8 protein-coding genes are annotated in these 16,480 nt (G+C 68.5%); 5 read left to right on the forward strand and 3 right to left on the reverse strand.

The genetic code is table 11. The features are described from left to right. Positions 1-2 precede the first annotated feature (2 nt). From ACOOHB_RS09610 to ACOOHB_RS09630, 5 genes are all read left to right on the forward strand, one after another. Positions 3-1,499 carry an amidase gene (locus ACOOHB_RS09610; protein ID WP_420444563.1) on the forward strand — a complete coding sequence of 499 codons (1,497 nt, stop codon included), beginning with the start codon at positions 3-5 and terminating at the stop codon, positions 1,497-1,499. A 10-nt stretch (positions 1,500-1,509) separates the two neighbouring features. Further along, entirely contained in the window at positions 1,510-3,003 is a 1,494-nt protein-coding gene (locus ACOOHB_RS09615) for an amidase (protein ID WP_420444564.1), read from the forward strand. Then, on the forward strand, positions 3,000-3,509 hold the full coding sequence (locus ACOOHB_RS09620) for a hypothetical protein (RefSeq protein ID WP_420444565.1): 510 nt from the start codon (positions 3,000-3,002) through the stop codon (positions 3,507-3,509). The genes ACOOHB_RS09615 and ACOOHB_RS09620 overlap by 4 nt, the downstream gene beginning before the upstream one ends. Before the next feature lie 71 nt (positions 3,510-3,580). Next, complete coding sequence (locus ACOOHB_RS09625; RefSeq protein ID WP_420444566.1) at positions 3,581-4,432, forward strand: fumarylacetoacetate hydrolase family protein; 852 nt, start codon at positions 3,581-3,583, stop codon at positions 4,430-4,432. Between the two features lie 222 nt (positions 4,433-4,654). Next, positions 4,655-6,016, forward strand: a complete 1,362-nt coding sequence (locus ACOOHB_RS09630) for a D-alanyl-D-alanine carboxypeptidase family protein (protein WP_420444567.1) — start codon at positions 4,655-4,657, stop codon at positions 6,014-6,016. A gap of 45 nt (positions 6,017-6,061) precedes the next feature. On the opposite strand, the gene ACOOHB_RS09635 is transcribed toward ACOOHB_RS09630, so the two are convergent. From ACOOHB_RS09635 to ACOOHB_RS09645, 3 genes are all read right to left on the reverse strand, one after another. Continuing rightward, the gene (locus ACOOHB_RS09635; protein ID WP_420444568.1) at positions 6,062-7,708 is read right to left on the reverse strand and encodes a DNA polymerase Y family protein; all 1,647 of its coding nucleotides are present in this window, start codon (positions 7,706-7,708) and stop codon (positions 6,062-6,064) included. Then, positions 7,698-8,477, reverse strand: a complete 780-nt coding sequence (locus ACOOHB_RS09640) for a hypothetical protein (protein ID WP_420444569.1) — start codon at positions 8,475-8,477, stop codon at positions 7,698-7,700. The genes ACOOHB_RS09635 and ACOOHB_RS09640 overlap by 11 nt, the downstream gene beginning before the upstream one ends. Before the next feature lie 154 nt (positions 8,478-8,631). Next, positions 8,632-16,476 carry a cadherin domain-containing protein gene (locus ACOOHB_RS09645; protein WP_420444570.1) on the reverse strand — a complete coding sequence of 2,615 codons (7,845 nt, stop codon included), beginning with the start codon at positions 16,474-16,476 and terminating at the stop codon, positions 8,632-8,634. Positions 16,477-16,480: the final 4 nt, after the last annotated feature.

Genomic DNA, 16,480 nt, shown 5'->3' on the forward strand with positions numbered 1-16,480 from the left:
CCATGGCTGAGACATCACCCGCTGGCGCATCCACTGGCACATCTACTGGCGCACCGGCCGGAGACCTGCCCGACGGCGTAGCCATCGCCGAGCTGTTCGCCTCGGGAAAGGCCTCAGCTGTCGAATTGCTCGACGAGGCCATCGTCCGGGCCGATCGGGTGAACCCCGAGATCAACGCCATCATCGGGCGACTCGACGACAGCGCACGCCGAGCGGCTGAACGGCTCGATGCCGCACGCGACGCGGGCGAGGCGGGCGGTTCGCTGGCAGGCGTCCCGTTCCTCACCAAAGACCTGACCTGCACGACCGAAGGCCAGCCCTATCACGCCGGCAACGCGGCACTCAAAGAGGCCAGCCACACCGCATCGAGCACCGCTCACCTCGCCACCATGTTCGCCGAGCTGGGCCTGGTGAACTTCGGACGCACCAACACGCCCGAGTTCGGCCTGACCATCACCACCGAACCGCTCGCGTACGGCCCCACCGCCAACCCCTGGAGCACCGGTCATTCGACGGGCGGGTCCAGCGGCGGGTCCGCCGGGGCGGTTGCTGGGGGCATCGTGCCCATCGCCCACGCAAACGACGGGGGCGGCTCCATTCGCGTGCCTGCTGCAAACTGCGGGCTGTTCGGGCTGAAGCCGAATCGGGGGCGGGTCTCGCTGGGACCCGATTCGGGCGACGGCTGGTCCGGGTTCACCGTCGACGGCGTGGTCAGCCGCAGTGTGCGCGACAGCGCCCGCGTGCTCGACGGCATCGCCAGCCCGTGGCCGGGCGATCCCTACTGGGCACCGCCACCGTCGGGCACGTTTGAGTCCGCAGCGGGGCGCGAACCCCAAGCGCTCCGGATAGGTCTGTGCGCACACTCAGAGTGGGGCCCGGTGGATTCCGAGTGCATCGGGGCAGTCAGCAACGCCGGACAGCTACTCGAGAGCCTCGGCCATCAGGTCGACTACTCGGTGCCCGACGAGCTGTTCCACGAAGAATTCTTCGAGCACTTCCGCACAATCGTGTCGGCGTGCAACGTGGCAATGCTGGCCGGCTTCGAAGCCGCGCTGGGCCGGCCCATGGCGCGCGCCGACACCGAAGGCGACACCTGGGCGCTGATGCAGATGGGCCGGGAAGTGACGGGCTTGCAATACGTGTCGGCAGTCGAGTGGAGCCATGCATGGACTCGGCGGCTGTCGCAATGGTGGGACGACCATGACGTCCTGGTCTCGCCGATCATGGCCGAGCCGCCGCCGAAGCTGGGCGAGCTGCGCAACCCAGAGACCGGCCGCGGCCGGCTGAACGACCTTCTGCAGTTCACGGCGCAGTGGAACGTGGCCGGGCAGCCGGCGATGTCGGTGCCGCTGCACTGGACCGCAAACGGCCTGCCGGTGGGCGTGCAGTTCGTGGGCCCTCATGCCAGCGAGGAGATGCTGCTGTCACTGGCCGGTCAGCTTGAACAGGCGGCCCCATGGGCGGGCCGCACGCCGCCCGTGTGGGCCGGGACCGGCTGACGCAGCCGACATGCCTGCTGACCGCCGCGACCACGACGCCACAGCGCTGGCAGCGGCATTTGCAGCCGGCGAGACAGATCCGGTCGAGGCAATGCAGGCTGCGCTCGACCGGTTGGAGCGGCTGAACCCTGCCTTGAACGCGGTGATCCATCCCCGTCCCGAACGAGCGCTGGCCGAGGCTGGCGAGGCGTCGCATCGCTGGGCGGAACGGCGCGCGGAGCCACGTGAGTTCTCATTCGACGGCGTGCCGATGGCGGTCAAGGACCTCGGCTGCGAGCAGGCGGGCGAATTTCATCACGCTGGGGCGCGATTCCTCGTCGATCTGGATTGGCGCGGCACGCTCGACAGCCATCTGTACCGGCTGCTGCGCGGCGCGGGGATGATCTCGGTCGGGCGCACCAACACGCCCGAGTTCGGCACCACCATCACGACCGAACCGGCCGCCTACGGCCCCACGGCGAATCCGTGGGACCTGAACCGCTCGCCGGGCGGGTCCAGCGGCGGCTCGGCGGCCGCTGTGGCGGCAGGCATCGTGCCGGTGGCGCACGGGAACGATGGCGGCGGCTCGATCCGTGTTCCGGCAGCGGCCTGCGGCCTCGTGGGTCTCAAGCCGTCCCGCGGACGGGTGTCGACTGCGCCACGACTCGGCGAGCACCGCGGCGGCTTCGCAGTCGACGGGATGCTGGCCCGGACGGTCCGCGACGCCGCACGGTGCCTTGATGTCATCAGCCGCCCGGCTCCCGGGGATCCCTATATCGCTCCCCCGCTGCGGCCGGGCGCGTCTTTCGCCGACGCTCTGACAACTTCGTTGGCACCGCTGCGCATCGCAGTGTCGACTGGCAGTCGCGGTCGTGCCAGCGAACCGGTGCGGCGGGCCACCGAAGAGGCAGCGGCGCTGTTGGGCGAATTGGGCCATCGCATCGAGCCCGACACGGCACCTGACGGTTGGTACAGCCCCGACATCGCCGACGACATGATCGTCGTGCGCACAGTCGCCATGGCCACCGAGATGGCCGGGTGGGCGCAACGGCTGGGCCGCCCGATGACCGCCGACGACATCGAGCCGGCCAACTGGTGGTCAGCAGAGCTGGGCAGGTCGCTGCCGGCTTGGGCCTATGTGCAGGCGCACGAAGGACTCGCCCGCTGGCGCCGGCGCGTCATGTCGTTCTGGGACCAGGGCATGCGTCGCCCAAGCGGCCAGAACGGTTTCGACCTCCTGCTCACACCGGTGCTCGCCGATGTCACACCCCCGCTGGGCTACCTGGCTGATCCGGCCGACGGCGCCCGGCGCATTGCAGACCTGACCGCATTCGTGAACCAGGCCAACGTGAGCGGGCAGCCGGCCATCTCACTGCCGACTGCGCTCGACCCCGACGGCCTGCCGCTGGGAGTGCAGCTGCATGCCGGGTACGGCAATGAGCAACTCTTGCTCGCGGTCGCCCAGCAAATCGCCGATGCCGGCGGCCTGATCCCCCTCGGCAACCTGGCGCAGGAACTGTCGTGATCCCCTCAGACCGGGCCCTCGCCCGAGCAGTCGAGCTGCTCGACGAGGCCGGCGTGAGGGTGCGCAACGCGGTGGTGGTCACCGATGCAGAGACCGCCCGAGCCCACCGGCGCATCATGATCGTCCGGGTTGCCGCATTCGCTCTCGGCGCCGCGCTGGCGATTGCATGGGGCATCGGCTGGCTGCTGATTGTGGCTGCGGTCGTCGCTCACCAACTGCTGTTCAACGTGCAACGCCTGCTGGCGGCCACCGACGAAGGTCTGGTCCTCGCAGACATCAGCTTCCGCCGGGCTGTCATCGTCGCCCGCTGGCTCGCCGGTACCGACGCCACGTCGGTACTGCGCACGGACAGCCCGCGGGTGGAGGTGCACGTCGAGCCACCGGTGGACGGCAGGGGTGTCGGCGAGCCTTGGACCGGATACGTGAGCGGAACCGACCTTGGCGTCTTCGAGACCACGATCCGGGCGGCCGGCGGCGAACCGCTTCGCCGAACAGCGACCGACTGAGTCTTGCTGGGCACCGCAGCCACGTTGGACGACCCCAGATTCGGAGCAGTCAACAAGTACGGTGACGCGCCGTGAGACTGCTGCGCTACAGGATTGCCGAGGAAAGCTCCACCCGCATTGGCCTTGCGACCGCCGATGGCGTGGCGCAGCTTGACGGCCTCGAAGCGGGCGGCGAGCCGATCACCACCATCGGAGAGGCGATCGCCGTCGCCCTGGCTGATCCGGCAGCACTCGCACAGGTACCAGTCGGGCACGCCTGGGACGGCATCACGTTCGCCGTCCCGATCGATCCCGGCACCCGCATGCTGTGTGCCGGGGCGAACTACCACAAGAAGTACCCGCTGGGCGGCAACGTGCAGGCTCCGGCTCAGCCGGTCTACTTCAACAAGCCTCCCGGCACCCTCGTCGCCCACGGCGAGGGCCTCATCAGGCCGTCGGTGTCGATCCAGTTCGACTACGAGGTGGAGCTGGCGGTGATCATCGGTCGGGCGGGCCGTCACATCGACATCGCTGACGCGCTCAGCCACGTCGGTGGCTACTCGGTGCTCAATGACGGCTCGGTGCGCGACTGGCAGCGCCACAGCGTGGCCGCGGGCAAGAATTTCTTCCGCTCCGGTTCAATGGGTCCGTGGATCACCACCGCTGACGAGATCGCCGACCCTGCGGCGCTGGAAGTCATCTGCCGTGTGAACGGCGAGGAACGACAGCGGTCCAGCGTCAGCGAGATGATCTTCTCGGTCGCCGAGATCATCTCGTACATGTCGCGGGTGATGCCGCTCGAACCTGGCGACGTCATCGCCACAGGCTCACCCGAAGGCACCGGCGGGTCGCACGAACCGCCGCGCTGGCTGAAGGCGGGCGACGAGATCGCCTTTGAGGTCCCCGGAATCGGCGTCCTGGCCAATCAAGTGATCGACGAATAGCCCCACGCGGCCCGACCTGACCCAAGCCGCATGAGATCAGCCTGAGAATTCGCCGGGCGACACCCGCAGCTGACCGCGCATCGGTACCTTGGACCGAAGGTTCCTGTCATCGCCCGCGACGGCCATGACTCGACGACGAGGCTGGCCCGCGCCGGCTTCAGCAAGGACGCTCCGTTGCGAGGTTCACGGCGACTGTCACACCGAGGGGTGGCACGCGTTGGGGTGGCACGCCGCTTTGGGGTGGCACGCCGCTATTCGGCGGCATTCGCGTTTGCCCTCTTGCTGAGCGTTGTGCCTATCGCCGGTACCGGCGCGCAGTCCCAGCCGTCTGACGCTGAGCTGAAGAAGCGCCAAGAGCAGCTGGAACAGCAGCAGAAGGATCTGGAAGCCCAATTGGCGGAGGAGCGGCGCATCCGTGACGAGGCCCAGGCGGAGCTGCTTGCGAAGATCGGCGACGTCGACTTGGCGCAGGCTGATGTCAATGAGATCCTGGAGGCCTTCGACCAGCTCAAGCTGCTGGTGAACGAGCAGCGTGCCGATCTCGACCGGGCCGAGTTGGCCCTCGCTGCTGCCGAGGCATCTGTGGAGGCCGCGATCGGGCGGGTTACCTCGCTTGATGCCCAGCACGGTGAGCTGGGCCAGCGGGTCATCGACCTCATCGTGCAGACCTATATCGGGCACGACGCCTCGGTGGAGGGTTCCTATGGCTTGGTGCGCACCGGCGACATTTACGACGCCGCTCGCCTTCGCGTGCTGATCGGCGCTGCGCTTGGGGACTTGAACGCAACCGCTGACCAGTTGCGGGCGCTCACGATCGATGCAGAGCTGGCAGTGCGCGAATTCCAGCGCGCCGAGGAGCTTCGAGACATCCGCCGCACCGAGTCCGAGCGGGCGCTGGAGGATCTGCTCGACGTCGTGGAACAAGAGGCGACCGTGCTCGCGCAACTCGAGCACGAGCTCGAGAACTTGCTGTACGAGCAGCAGGCGCTGCAGGAGTGGAACGATGCCGCTGCTGCAGACGTCGCCGAGACGGCCGACCGTGTCACCAGTGCCATATCTGAGCAAAGGCGCATCGAGTCGGAGCTGAAACGTCGCAAGGCAGAAGAGGAGCGACGCCGGCGCGAAGCCGAAGAGCGGAGGCGCCGGGAACTCGAAGGTACCGTCGGGCAGCCCACCAGCAACAACATTCCTGCCAGCGATCTCGCTTGGGTGGGCGGCATCCGAGTGCATGTATCGATCGCGAACAAGGTGCAGGACCTGCTGGAGCACGCTGCCCGCGACGGGATCAGGCTGACCGGCGGCGGCTATCGAAGTGCCGCACGGCAGATCGCGGTGCGCCGGGCAAACTGCGGCACAAGCCAGTGGGCGATCTACCAGAAACCGGCCTACCAGTGCCGCCCGCCCACCGCCCGGCCCGGACGATCCATGCACGAACGCGGGCTCGCCATCGACTTCCAGCACAACGGCCGCGGGATTAGCAGCCGCAACTCGACAGCATTCCGCTGGCTGAAGGCCAACGCAGCAACGTATGGCCTCCACAACCTGCCCAGTGAACCCTGGCACTGGTCCACCAACGGCAACTGACCTGCCAAGGTTGCGTATGGCTGCGGCGTCTCTGCGCTCGTGGGCTCAGTCGTAGGTGGCTTCGCGCTGCCAGCGGCCGCCTTCGACAGCGCAGAGATGGGCGGTGCCGTCGTCGAGCACTAACTGGAATCGTGCCTGGCGCCGTGATCTGGAGCTCCACCAGCGTTCGTCCAGCGGCCAGGGTCCTGCCCATGCCGTGATGCCGCTGGCACGCCCATCGGCTCGGCGCAGCACGGCGGGAGGCGCGCTGACCTGCGCCCTGCCGCTCACGCCCACCGGCTCGCCGTTCGCATCGAGCACCACGAGCGGCTCGGGTTCAGCCAGCACTTCAGCAGGGGCCGGTGCACCCAGCCGTCCCGGCCACGGAAGTGTGGTACTTGATGCGCCGGCATCGGCTTGACCAGTGGTGCCGAACGGGAGGCGCTGTTCGAGATCGGCAAAGCGGCGGCCAGAACCCAGGCGGCCCACGGTGACCCCGTCGAAGCCCACCAGCGCCTGTACCCGACCCATGGCTCGCTCGGCCCGCTCGTCAGCCTCGGACTGACCGCCCCAGAAGCCGAGCTGTCGCCCTTCATCGGGAGCTGTCTCGGCCACTGCCAGCCCGATGAGCGAGATACGGCCGCTGGGTCGGCTGCGATTGTCGCTGCGCCAGCCATCGAGCTGCCAGCGCACACGGTCGACCACATCGGGCGGGCTGAAACGGAACCCGTGACGCCATCGGCGGCTGGCAGTCTCGCCGTGCTCGGTCTCGACGCTGATCTCCACGCACACCAGCGCCTGGCCCTCCCGGGTCAGCTGGGCGTCGAGCTGATCTGCCAGGGACTTCGCTGCGAACGCCACCGTGTCGAGCCGGTCCGCTGGCGGATCGATCTCGGTTTCGACGCTGAGCTCGGGCCCCGCAGCGGCAGGTTGACTCAGGCGGAAATCACGCCCGCTGGCCAGGCGGTGCGCCCATTCGCCCTGTGTGCCGAACCTGCCGATGAGGTCGCTGGGGGGCAGGGCCGCCATGTCGCCCAAGGTGCGCAAGCCCAGCCGCCCGAGCACATCGGTGAAGTCGGCGGCTGCGTCAGGGTCGTCTCCCAGCGGCGAGAACGCTCCGGCCAGGGTTCGCTGCGACAGCCGGCTGAGGAAGGCTGCACTGGCGCCCGCAGGCACCACCAGCACCTGCGTCGATGGGTCTCGGGCCGATGCCAGCCTGGCGGCGAGACCGGCGGCGAACAGGCCGTCGGCGATGCCGACGCGGACGGTTGCGCTGGCAGGCGCGTCAGCCTGTGCGTCAATCAGCACCCCGGCGACGGTCTGGCGCACCAGCTCGGCCAAGGCCTCGTCGCCGCCGTAGTAGCGCGATGGGCCTCGAGTGGCGACGACGCAGCATCCAGGTGCCAGCACTTCGACCCTTGGCGTCAGGTCTTCCAGCGCAGTGACTACGGGAGCGAAGCGTCGAGCGTCGAGGTCAGGATCGTGTTCGACGAGCTCCAAGGCGGGACATTCGGATTGGGCTTGGCGGCGGCGCATTTCCGTGCGGACCCCGGCCGCGGCGGCAGCGGGCGTCAGCGCGGTGATCCGCTCGGCAGACACCACCGCTGCAGGCGTGGCCGGGTCGAGTCCCGCCGCGATCGCAGACCAGTGCTCGACCTCCACCACCAGCATCCGCGGTGGGATGTCGGCGAGGTGAGCTCGGTTATCCCGCACGGCGCTGCAAGGGGACGACCACATCGGTGCCGGTTCCCGAGATGCCAGCCGCCGAGATGCCGGCCTGGGAGGAATCGGCCGGGGCAGGCCAGGAAGAGGCAGGCCAGGAGACAGTGTCAATGGCACCACAGACGGGGGCAATGCGTCCGGTGGCATCGGGCAGCCACAGGACAGCCCGCCGCGGCAGCGACGCCGCACCGCGGCCCACTGCGACCACCTCGGCCCGACGTTCGCGCAGCCGACCGTGCCCGTGCCCGAGACCGGTCCACGCCGCACGTTCCACCGTCAGGGTCACGTCTGGGCTGAATGCGCCGACCCCACGGGCATCCCCCTCGGCGACTTCGATCACCACGGTCCCCCGCTCCCGCAAGCGGGTGCGCAGGCGCCGGCTGTGTGCGCCTGCCAGCCGCACACCGGCAGCCAGCAGGATCACATCGACGTTGCCGATCAGGGCGTTCAGCACCTCGGCTGCGACATCGCCGGGCTCGTCCACGAACACCCACCGGTCCAGCGACGCCCCCCGTTCTGCCACTGCCGAGACGCCCATCCGTCCCAGGCCCACCGCGGTCACCCATCCGCCCGTGCGCAAGACCTCCGCCGCGAAAGCCGTTGCCAAGGTCAATGCTCCCGGCCCCTGAGCGGCCAGCACCGACCCCCGCACGAGGCCTGGTTGTGTCAGCAGCGGCGCCAGCTCGTCGGCGACGGGCAGCAGCCGTTCATCGTGCCCGAGGTCCACCGCACGCTTGACATCTTGAAGCTGCACTGCCATCGCGACAGACTAGACGAACAATCGTTTCTAGGAGTGCTTTCCTTGCGGGCCGCCGACTGGGCCCGCCTGCTCGCTGTGCAGCGTGCCGGCGGAAACCTCGCACCAGTCCCCCACCCCCATGACCCGGGTCTCGTCGGTGAGCCCCAACCGATGGTCAGGAACTTGCGAGGATGCGCCGCGCTGCTCGCGCGGCGGTGTCGGTTCGGGTCTGGCCGGCAATGCGCCGCACGTCGGCGCTGCTGAGAGCTGTTTCGGTGGCGGCTGCTCGTACGTCGTCGGCGACTGCTGCACGGCCGCCCACGATGATGACCTGGCTCGGCCGGTAGTCGCGTATCAGCGCAGCCGTCGCCTCCGGCAACATGCCTTGCGATGTGTAAGCGACTGCGGCATTCTCGCTAGCTGCTGCCAGTGCTGCCGCCACGCCGACATCAGGCGGAGACCAGCCGTTTGCGATCACCAGGGTGATGCCGTCGGGCGCGGCGGCGGGATTGCCCAGCACGCGCCGCGCTGCCTGCGCAGCGGTGCCGACACGGTCAGCGCCCGTGAGACGCGAGATGCTGGCGGCGCTCGCCGCGTCCGCGATCGCGTCCTGCACGCTGTTGTCGATCACAGCGGTGCCCCCGACCAGGACCACCCGCGCCACTTCGTAGTCGCGCAGCAACGCCGCAGACGCTTCAGGCAGCTTGCCTGGGTGGGTGTACAGAACTGCGGCCCGCCCGCTGCGCGCAGCAAGCGCTGCTGCGGCACCGATGTCGGGCGGAGACCAGCCACTTGCGACGATCAGCGTCACCCGGCCCGCTCCCGAAGGATTGCCCAGGATGCGCCGCGCCACGCCTGCTGCAGTGTCGGCACGATCCGCGCCAAAGACTCGCGACGTGCCCGAATCAGGCGACGCAGAACGGATCTGGGTCCGGACATCACGCGATACCGCCGCTGTCCCGCCCACGATGATCGCCTCAGCGGGCGAGGCCTCCCGCAAAAGCGCCCTCGTCTCCTCTGACAGCTCCTCGCCCGCCGTGTAGACCACCGCCGCGCCATCAGTGCGTGCCGCCAGCACCGACGCCACACCCACATCCGCAGGCGACCAGCCATTGGCCACCACCAGCGTCGCCACACCCACATCCAGCTCGCCGCCACCAGAACCGCCGCCGCCAGAACCGCCGCCACCCACAGTCCTCCCGCCCGGGCCCGCACTGCTCGCCCTCCTCACCTGCACCGCACCCGACGACTCCGCTGTCAGCGTCTTGACCCCGCCGTGCACATCGGCATAGCTCAACGTCACTCGCAGCCTGAAGCCGATGTCCTGCGTCGAGGGCACATAGCTCGACCCGCTGGCACCGTCGATCCGTTCCCATCCCGCACCGGCCGACGAGCGCTCCCACACCCACACTTGGTCGCGCAGCCCACCGTCAGGCTCAGCCAGTGCGGCACTCACCGTCGAGCCTGCACGCGGCACCGCAGGGGTCAGCTCCACCACTCCGGGCTCATCCACGTCGGACACCGTGACCACGAGATCCGCCGTCCCGGTCGTCTGCCCGTCAAACGCACGGATCTCCAGCTCGTAGTCGTTGGCGCGACCGATGTCCCCAGGCTGCTCGAAATCGGGCGGCGTCTTGAAGCGAACCGAACCGTCGGCGTCAATCTCGAAGGCTTCCCGGTCCCGCCCCCCAAGCGACCACGTCACCGGCACGCCCTCGGGATCCGACGCGCTGTAGTCCGCCACGACTCCCGTGTCCCCTTCCACGAACAGCGCAGCCGCAGGGCCGCTGATCACCGGCTGCTCGTTAGTGTCTGTCACCGTCACATGCACGCTGTGCCGAGCCGCTCTCACGCCGTCGTCGGCCACCACCACAATCTCGTAGACGCCGTCGCCGCCGACGTCAGCAGGAGACTCGTAATCGGGCGGCTCGTAGTCCGGCGGACCGCCGAAGCGCACCACGCCGGACTCGTCGATGTCGAACGCCGTGCTGTCGGGCCCCTCCAGCGACCACAAGATCGTCTCGCCTTCGGGGTCGCGCGCTGAGAACGACGCGACTGGGTCGCTGCGATGCTCGCCGTAGTTCACCGCAACCGGCCCGCCGAGCAGCGGCGGCTCGTTCACGTCCTCGACGGTGATCACCACCGGCTGCGTCGCCCGCTTCCCCGACGGGTCCGCTGCGGTCACCGAGACCCGATGCGTCTGTTTCGTCTCGTAGTCCAGCCCCGCACGAATGCGGATCTGACCGTTTGTGGCGTCGATCTCGAATGCCGATGCATCCGAGCCGCTCAGCGTGTAGCCGAGCACATCGGCGTCGACGTCGATCGCAGCGACCGGCGCGCCCAGGCTGGCGCCCACCGCGGCGTCCTCGGCAACAGTCCGGGTGCCGGTCTCGGTGGCCGGAAAGCCCGGAGCGTGGTTGACATCGGGCGCGAGCCTCACGGGGTTGGCCAGCACGATGCTGACCGACTTGCCGCTGCCGTGGCGGTCCCGATAGGTGGCCGTGACGCGCAGGTACTGCCCGATGTCGGCAAACTGCGGCGTGTACGACGATGTCGTGTTGCCGCTGATCGGCATCCATGTCGCCGAGTCGGCGGACAGCTCCCACAGCCAGGCAGCCCCGCCCACCACGCCATCGGGGTCGCTGAGCATCATCGCCAGCATCGTGAAGTCCTGCGGCTGCTCCGACGAGGGAATCAACCTGCCCGGCTCGTCGGCGTTGTTCACCGTCACGGTTACAGCCAGCGTCGCCAACTTGCTGCCGCCCGTGGCATTCACCGTGACCTGGTAGATGCTGTTCCGGTCAGCGTCGGCGGGCTGCTCGAAGTCGGGTTCGTTCACGAATTCCAACACGCCGGTGTCGCGGCCGATCCGAAGAGCGCCATGGTCGTTTCCGGTCAGCGTCCACGACACCGTGTCCGCAACGTCGGGGTCGAACGCCTCGTATGCGGCGAGACTGCCGACGGGGCCCTCGGTGACCGTCACGCTCGCCGGCCCCGAGGTGATGACGGGCATCTCGTCGATGTTGGTCACTGTCACGGTCACCGAACGCGAGTCGGTGAGCTGCATGCTGTCCGCGGCATGCACCGTGACGTAGTAGGTATTGCCGCGGCGGGCCTCGTGGTCAGGCGGGCTGTCGAACGACAGGCGTCCCGCTGTGTCGATCGAGAAGAACGAGCCGTCGGGGCTCGACAGCGACCAGGTCACCGACTCGCCGCTCTCGGGATCGTTGGCGGCGAAGGAGGCGACTGTCCCGCCGCGGTTCTCCACCACGTTGACCGTCGGCGGTCCGGTGATCCGGGGCGGCTCGTTCTCGTCGGTCACCGTCACCGTCACCGCTTGGGAGTCCGACAGCGTCTCGTCGGCGGCGTTCACGGTGACCCTGTAGGTGTCGCCGCGGCCGGCCTCGTGGTCGGGCGGGCTGTCGAACGACAGACGTCCCGCTGCGTCGATCGAGAACAACGAGCGGTCGCGGCCTGACAGCGACCAGGTCACCGACTCGCCGCTCTCAGGATCGTTGGCGGCGAAGGAGGCGACTGTCCCGCCGCGGTTCTCCACCACGTCGACCGCAGCGGGTCCGCTGATCTGCGGCGGCTCATTCACGGCGACCACGGTGATGCTGAGGTTCACGACCGTCTCGCGCGGCCCCGAGGCCCGACTCCTCGCGACGGTGAGCACCACCTCGTAGACGTTGTCGCCGTCGGCATCGGCAGGCTGCTCGTGGTCGGGAACCTCGACGAAGCTGAGCGTGCGCGTGCTGCTGTTCCTCGAAGCGAGCTCGACGCGTGACGCATCGGGCCCGCTGAGCTCGAAGGTGATCGGGACATTGGAGTAGAGCGAGCCGAGCGGGTCGGTGACGGTGTAGGTGCCGATCGGCTCGGTCGTCTCCTCGGCGGGCATGGGATCGGTCGGGCCGTCCACGACGAGATCCTCGTCGATGTCGGTGACGGTGACCTGCACGTCGAAGGTTCCACGGGCCTCGCCGTCGCTGGCGACGATCGTCACGTCGTAGACATTGTTGTGCCCGACGTCTTGAGGCTCCTCGAAGTCGCGCAGCGCACGGAACCGGATCTGGCCGCGGTTCGCATCGTTGGCGTCCTGCTCCCACGAGAACTGCGTGCCGTCGGGTCCTTCCAGCGACCACTGCTCGACATCGTCGCGTTCGGGATCGCTCGCCTGCCAGCTCCCGAACTCGCCGAACTGGAATTCGGTCCGGGTCAGCGACATGTCGCCGGTGATGGTCGGTGCTTCGTTGACGTCGAGCACCCCCACGTCCACGTCGATGCTCACATCAGCGGTCGTGTCCGCGGCGCCGTTGCCGTCCTTGCCGTCGTGGACCGAGACGGTCACGTCGTAGGAACGGCGCGTCTCGTAGTCCAAGGCGGTTCGCAGCAGGATCTGCCCGTCGCCGTCGATCTCGAACGAGGACGCGTCCGTGCCGCTGAGTGCATAGGTCATTGTGTCGCCCTCTGCGTCACGGGCCGCAATCGGGGCGCCGACCGAGGCGCCGTCCGCGGAGAACTCGGCGATCTCACGCCGTGCCGCCGCGCCGTCCACGAAGAACGGCTCGCTGTCGGTGGTGCCTGGCACGCCCCGAGCGATCACCGACCACGGCCCCCCATTGCGGCTGTTGACCGCTCGCACCTGCACGTCATAGCGCACGCCGTGCATCAGGCCCGAGATCGTGTAGCTGCTGTCGCTGTCGGTGCCTGCGCCGGAGATGACGGTCCACTGCGAGTCCGACTTGTCGGCGGCATCGCTGCGAACGTGCCTCACGTCATAGCCGCTGAGAGGGCGCGCGCCGCTGTCGTCGGGGGCTGTCCATGCCACCGTGAGCGACGTGGCGCCGGGCGTGACCGAGTCCATCTGCGTCGCCGTGGGTCCGTGCCGGTGCCCGTACAGCCTCAGCCTCCAGCTCTTCAACTGTTTTGTCCCTCGGCCCCTCAGCTCGTCGATGAACCTCAGCGTCCAGCGCCCGTTCGGGTCCTCACCGAGGTGCTTGGCGGTGCCGAAGTTGAAGCGGCCCGACAGCGAGCAGGAGAACAGATTGCAATCGGTGTTGTTCGGCACGGACAGGTCGGACACGGTGCCGGCGGGCGAGATGAGCTGCATCCGCAGGTCGCGGAACCGCCGGGCGTTGGCGTCCACGTCGACTTCGACGTATTCCACGAAGTCCATCTCGGTCGAGATCTCGACGCTGGTGTCGGCCGGGTTGGCGGCGCTGGACTGGCCGAGATTCTTGGTGCCGCCCGAGTAGCCCCATTCTGCGGTCACCATGGCGGGCACGTTGGGCCAAACCTGCGCTATCTCGACGGCCGCCGACGCGTCGACGACGCCGAAGCCGTACTGCTCGTTGAAGCTGTACAGGCCGGTGTCGCCGTCGTAGCGCGGCGCACCTGCCTGCCAGCCCGCATCGGCGGGATCGTTCTGGCGCGCCGACGCCGCCAAGATGAGTTTCACGTCACGCCAGGTCAAGGCCCGGTTCGCCGCACGGATGAGCGCCACGACCCCCGAGACGATCGGCGCAGCGGCGCTGGTCCCGCCGAAGCCGTCGATGTAGCCGTTGTAGCGCGCGGTGGTCGTGATGCCGACGTCGCCGTCACCCGAGTCGCTGGGGGCGCACACCCACAGATTCGGGCCATGGACCGAATAGATCGACGACGTGCCCTCAGGGTCGACGCTGCACACCGCGACCGATCCGTAGTGGGTCTTGTACTCGTCCAGCGGGCCCCACCCGCCTTCGTCTCGCGAGTTGCCTGCGGACCACACGTACACCACGCCCCGGCCGCCGTCACCGTTGATGAGCCCATGGATGACCGCCTGTCTCCAGACGCTGCTCGCGCGCCGCAGACCGGGTCCGCTCACCGATCCCCAGGAGTTGTTCGACACCGAGGTCGTCTCGTGATTGCGTCTCATCGCGTCCGCCGACCGCAGGTGCTCGGCCATGGCCGTGTCGCTGCCGAGCTGGTCGGCGAGCAGGTCGTAGCCGTAGATCGACGCTCTCGGCGCCACGCCGCGCACGCCGCGGCTGTTGTCGCTTGCTGCGATGAGACCGGCCACCGCCGTCCCGTGCTGCGCGTCGACGGCCAAGATGTCCCCGTCCGGTGCGGAGTAGCTGTGATTGCTGCTGAGCACCACGTTGTCGCTCAGGTCGTCGTGGAGGTAGTCGAAGCCGTCGTCCACGACAGCGATGTTGATGCCGTCTCCCTTGTTGGTGTCCCAGACCGAGCCGAGGTTGATGTCCTCGCCCGCCGTCGCACCGAACTGCCCCGTGTTGGAGAGGTGCCATTGGCATCCGAACGCCGGATCCTCGATGCCTGCGGGCGGATCGCCGCAGTACGGCATGAAGTACTCGTACTCGAACCCGTGCGTGAGGTGCATGAGATAGTCGCCCTGCACGAAATGGCCGCTGTCGGTGGTCTCGGCCTCGATCCGCACCAGGTACGTGCCTGCGTCGAGGTGGCCCCGGATGGTTGCATCCCTGCCCACCAGGTGCGTCGGGCGTTCGAGCATGTAATGCGGGACGTCGACCGCGGTGCCGTCAGAATGCTGCAGTTCCACGTCGAAGAAGGGCTTGCCGATGACGCGCAGTTGCATGCTCGCCGGATCGTCCAGCGTGAAGGTGTAGTAGTGCACGTCGGTGGCCGAATCCAGGGTCCCGCCGCTGCCGCTCCCGACGTGCAGCGTGCCGGCAGTGGCATCGGTGGTGCCGGGCGTCGGCGCGACATCGGCCTGAATCGTGTACCAGCCGCGTCCGAACCCGGTCACTCCCAGCACCGACAGGATCCCTGTGATGATGCCGGAGACGACCGGTTCGACGACGACGGAATAGGTGCCGGCGTCGAGCGTCTCCTTCACGGCGAACCCGTAGCGAGGGAACAGGTCTCCGTCGTCGTTGGCGGCCACTTGATTTCCGTCCGAGTCCAGTATCTGGACCTTGGTGTCAAAGCCGTGCAGGAGGTCGATGTCGTAGTCGTCTGTTCCCGCCGCCGAATCCAGCACGCCCCCGCCGCGGATGAAGACGTCGGTCTGCTCGGTGAGCACCAGCCGGTACCAGTCCTCGTTGTCCCAGTTGTGCAGCATGCCGAGAACGGGCGTTCCTAGCTGGAGGCTCAGCGCATCCGCGCTGCTCGAGGGGTCCGCTATCGAGCGCACCAGCAGTGTGTAGGCGCCCGTGGCGGCACGCTGGCCGCGGACCGCGACGGCGATCTCTCCCGATTCCTGCTCGGACTGCACCAGCGCGGCGTCCGCGATCAGCAGCATCGCCCGTCCGTTGGGCGGCAGCCTTGCGTCACCGCTCGCTTCGAGCGGGCGGCCGCTGCCGATGGCGTACAGCGTGCCGGCGGTGTCGAGGCCGCCCTCGGTGAGCACCACGTACTTGCTGTTCAGCGGCGGCGTGAAGGTGAAATAGTCCTCGTCGTCCGTGCTGTCGATCGCTGCCGGTACCGGCACGTCCATGACGATCGGCGTGGCGTCTTCGAGGGTCGCGGCAGCTTCCGCGGGTGTGCCGGTCGCAGTCGCCGACCAGCTCCCCTCCACCGTGGTCTCCGCACGCACCCCTATGTCGTAGGACGCGTCGTTCGCCAGGCCGCTCACGATGGCGTGCAGGCCGCCGGAATCGGATCCGGCCTCCGCAGCAGTCCAAGCCGCGTCGACGACGGTCCACATGGCGTCGGACTTGTCAGTGGCGCTGGTCTCGATGTAGCGCACGTCGTACTCGACGATGTCAGCAGTATCGACGCCGTCGGGAGCGCTCCACACGACGCTCAGTGCTGCTTCACCGGCCACGACATGGTCGATGGCGGGCGCTGCGAGCGTCTGTGCTGCTGCGATGTAGTTCGGCAGGGTCGTCACGGCTGCGGCCGCGGCGACCAGCACGACCAGCGCCGCGATCACCTGCCGTCGTATGCCGCGCCTGAGGCTGACGGTCCGGCGGCGGGCCGGGCGGGCCCCGGTCGCGTCAGCCCCGACGTGCCGGACTCCCCTGGCGCCGCCTGTCAGGCTGGAGTGTTGCCGGCTCACTGTG

This window comes from Candidatus Poriferisodalis sp. (assembly GCF_965215815.1).
In the GTDB taxonomy this organism is placed as follows: domain Bacteria; phylum Actinomycetota; class Acidimicrobiia; order Acidimicrobiales; family Poriferisodalaceae; genus Poriferisodalis.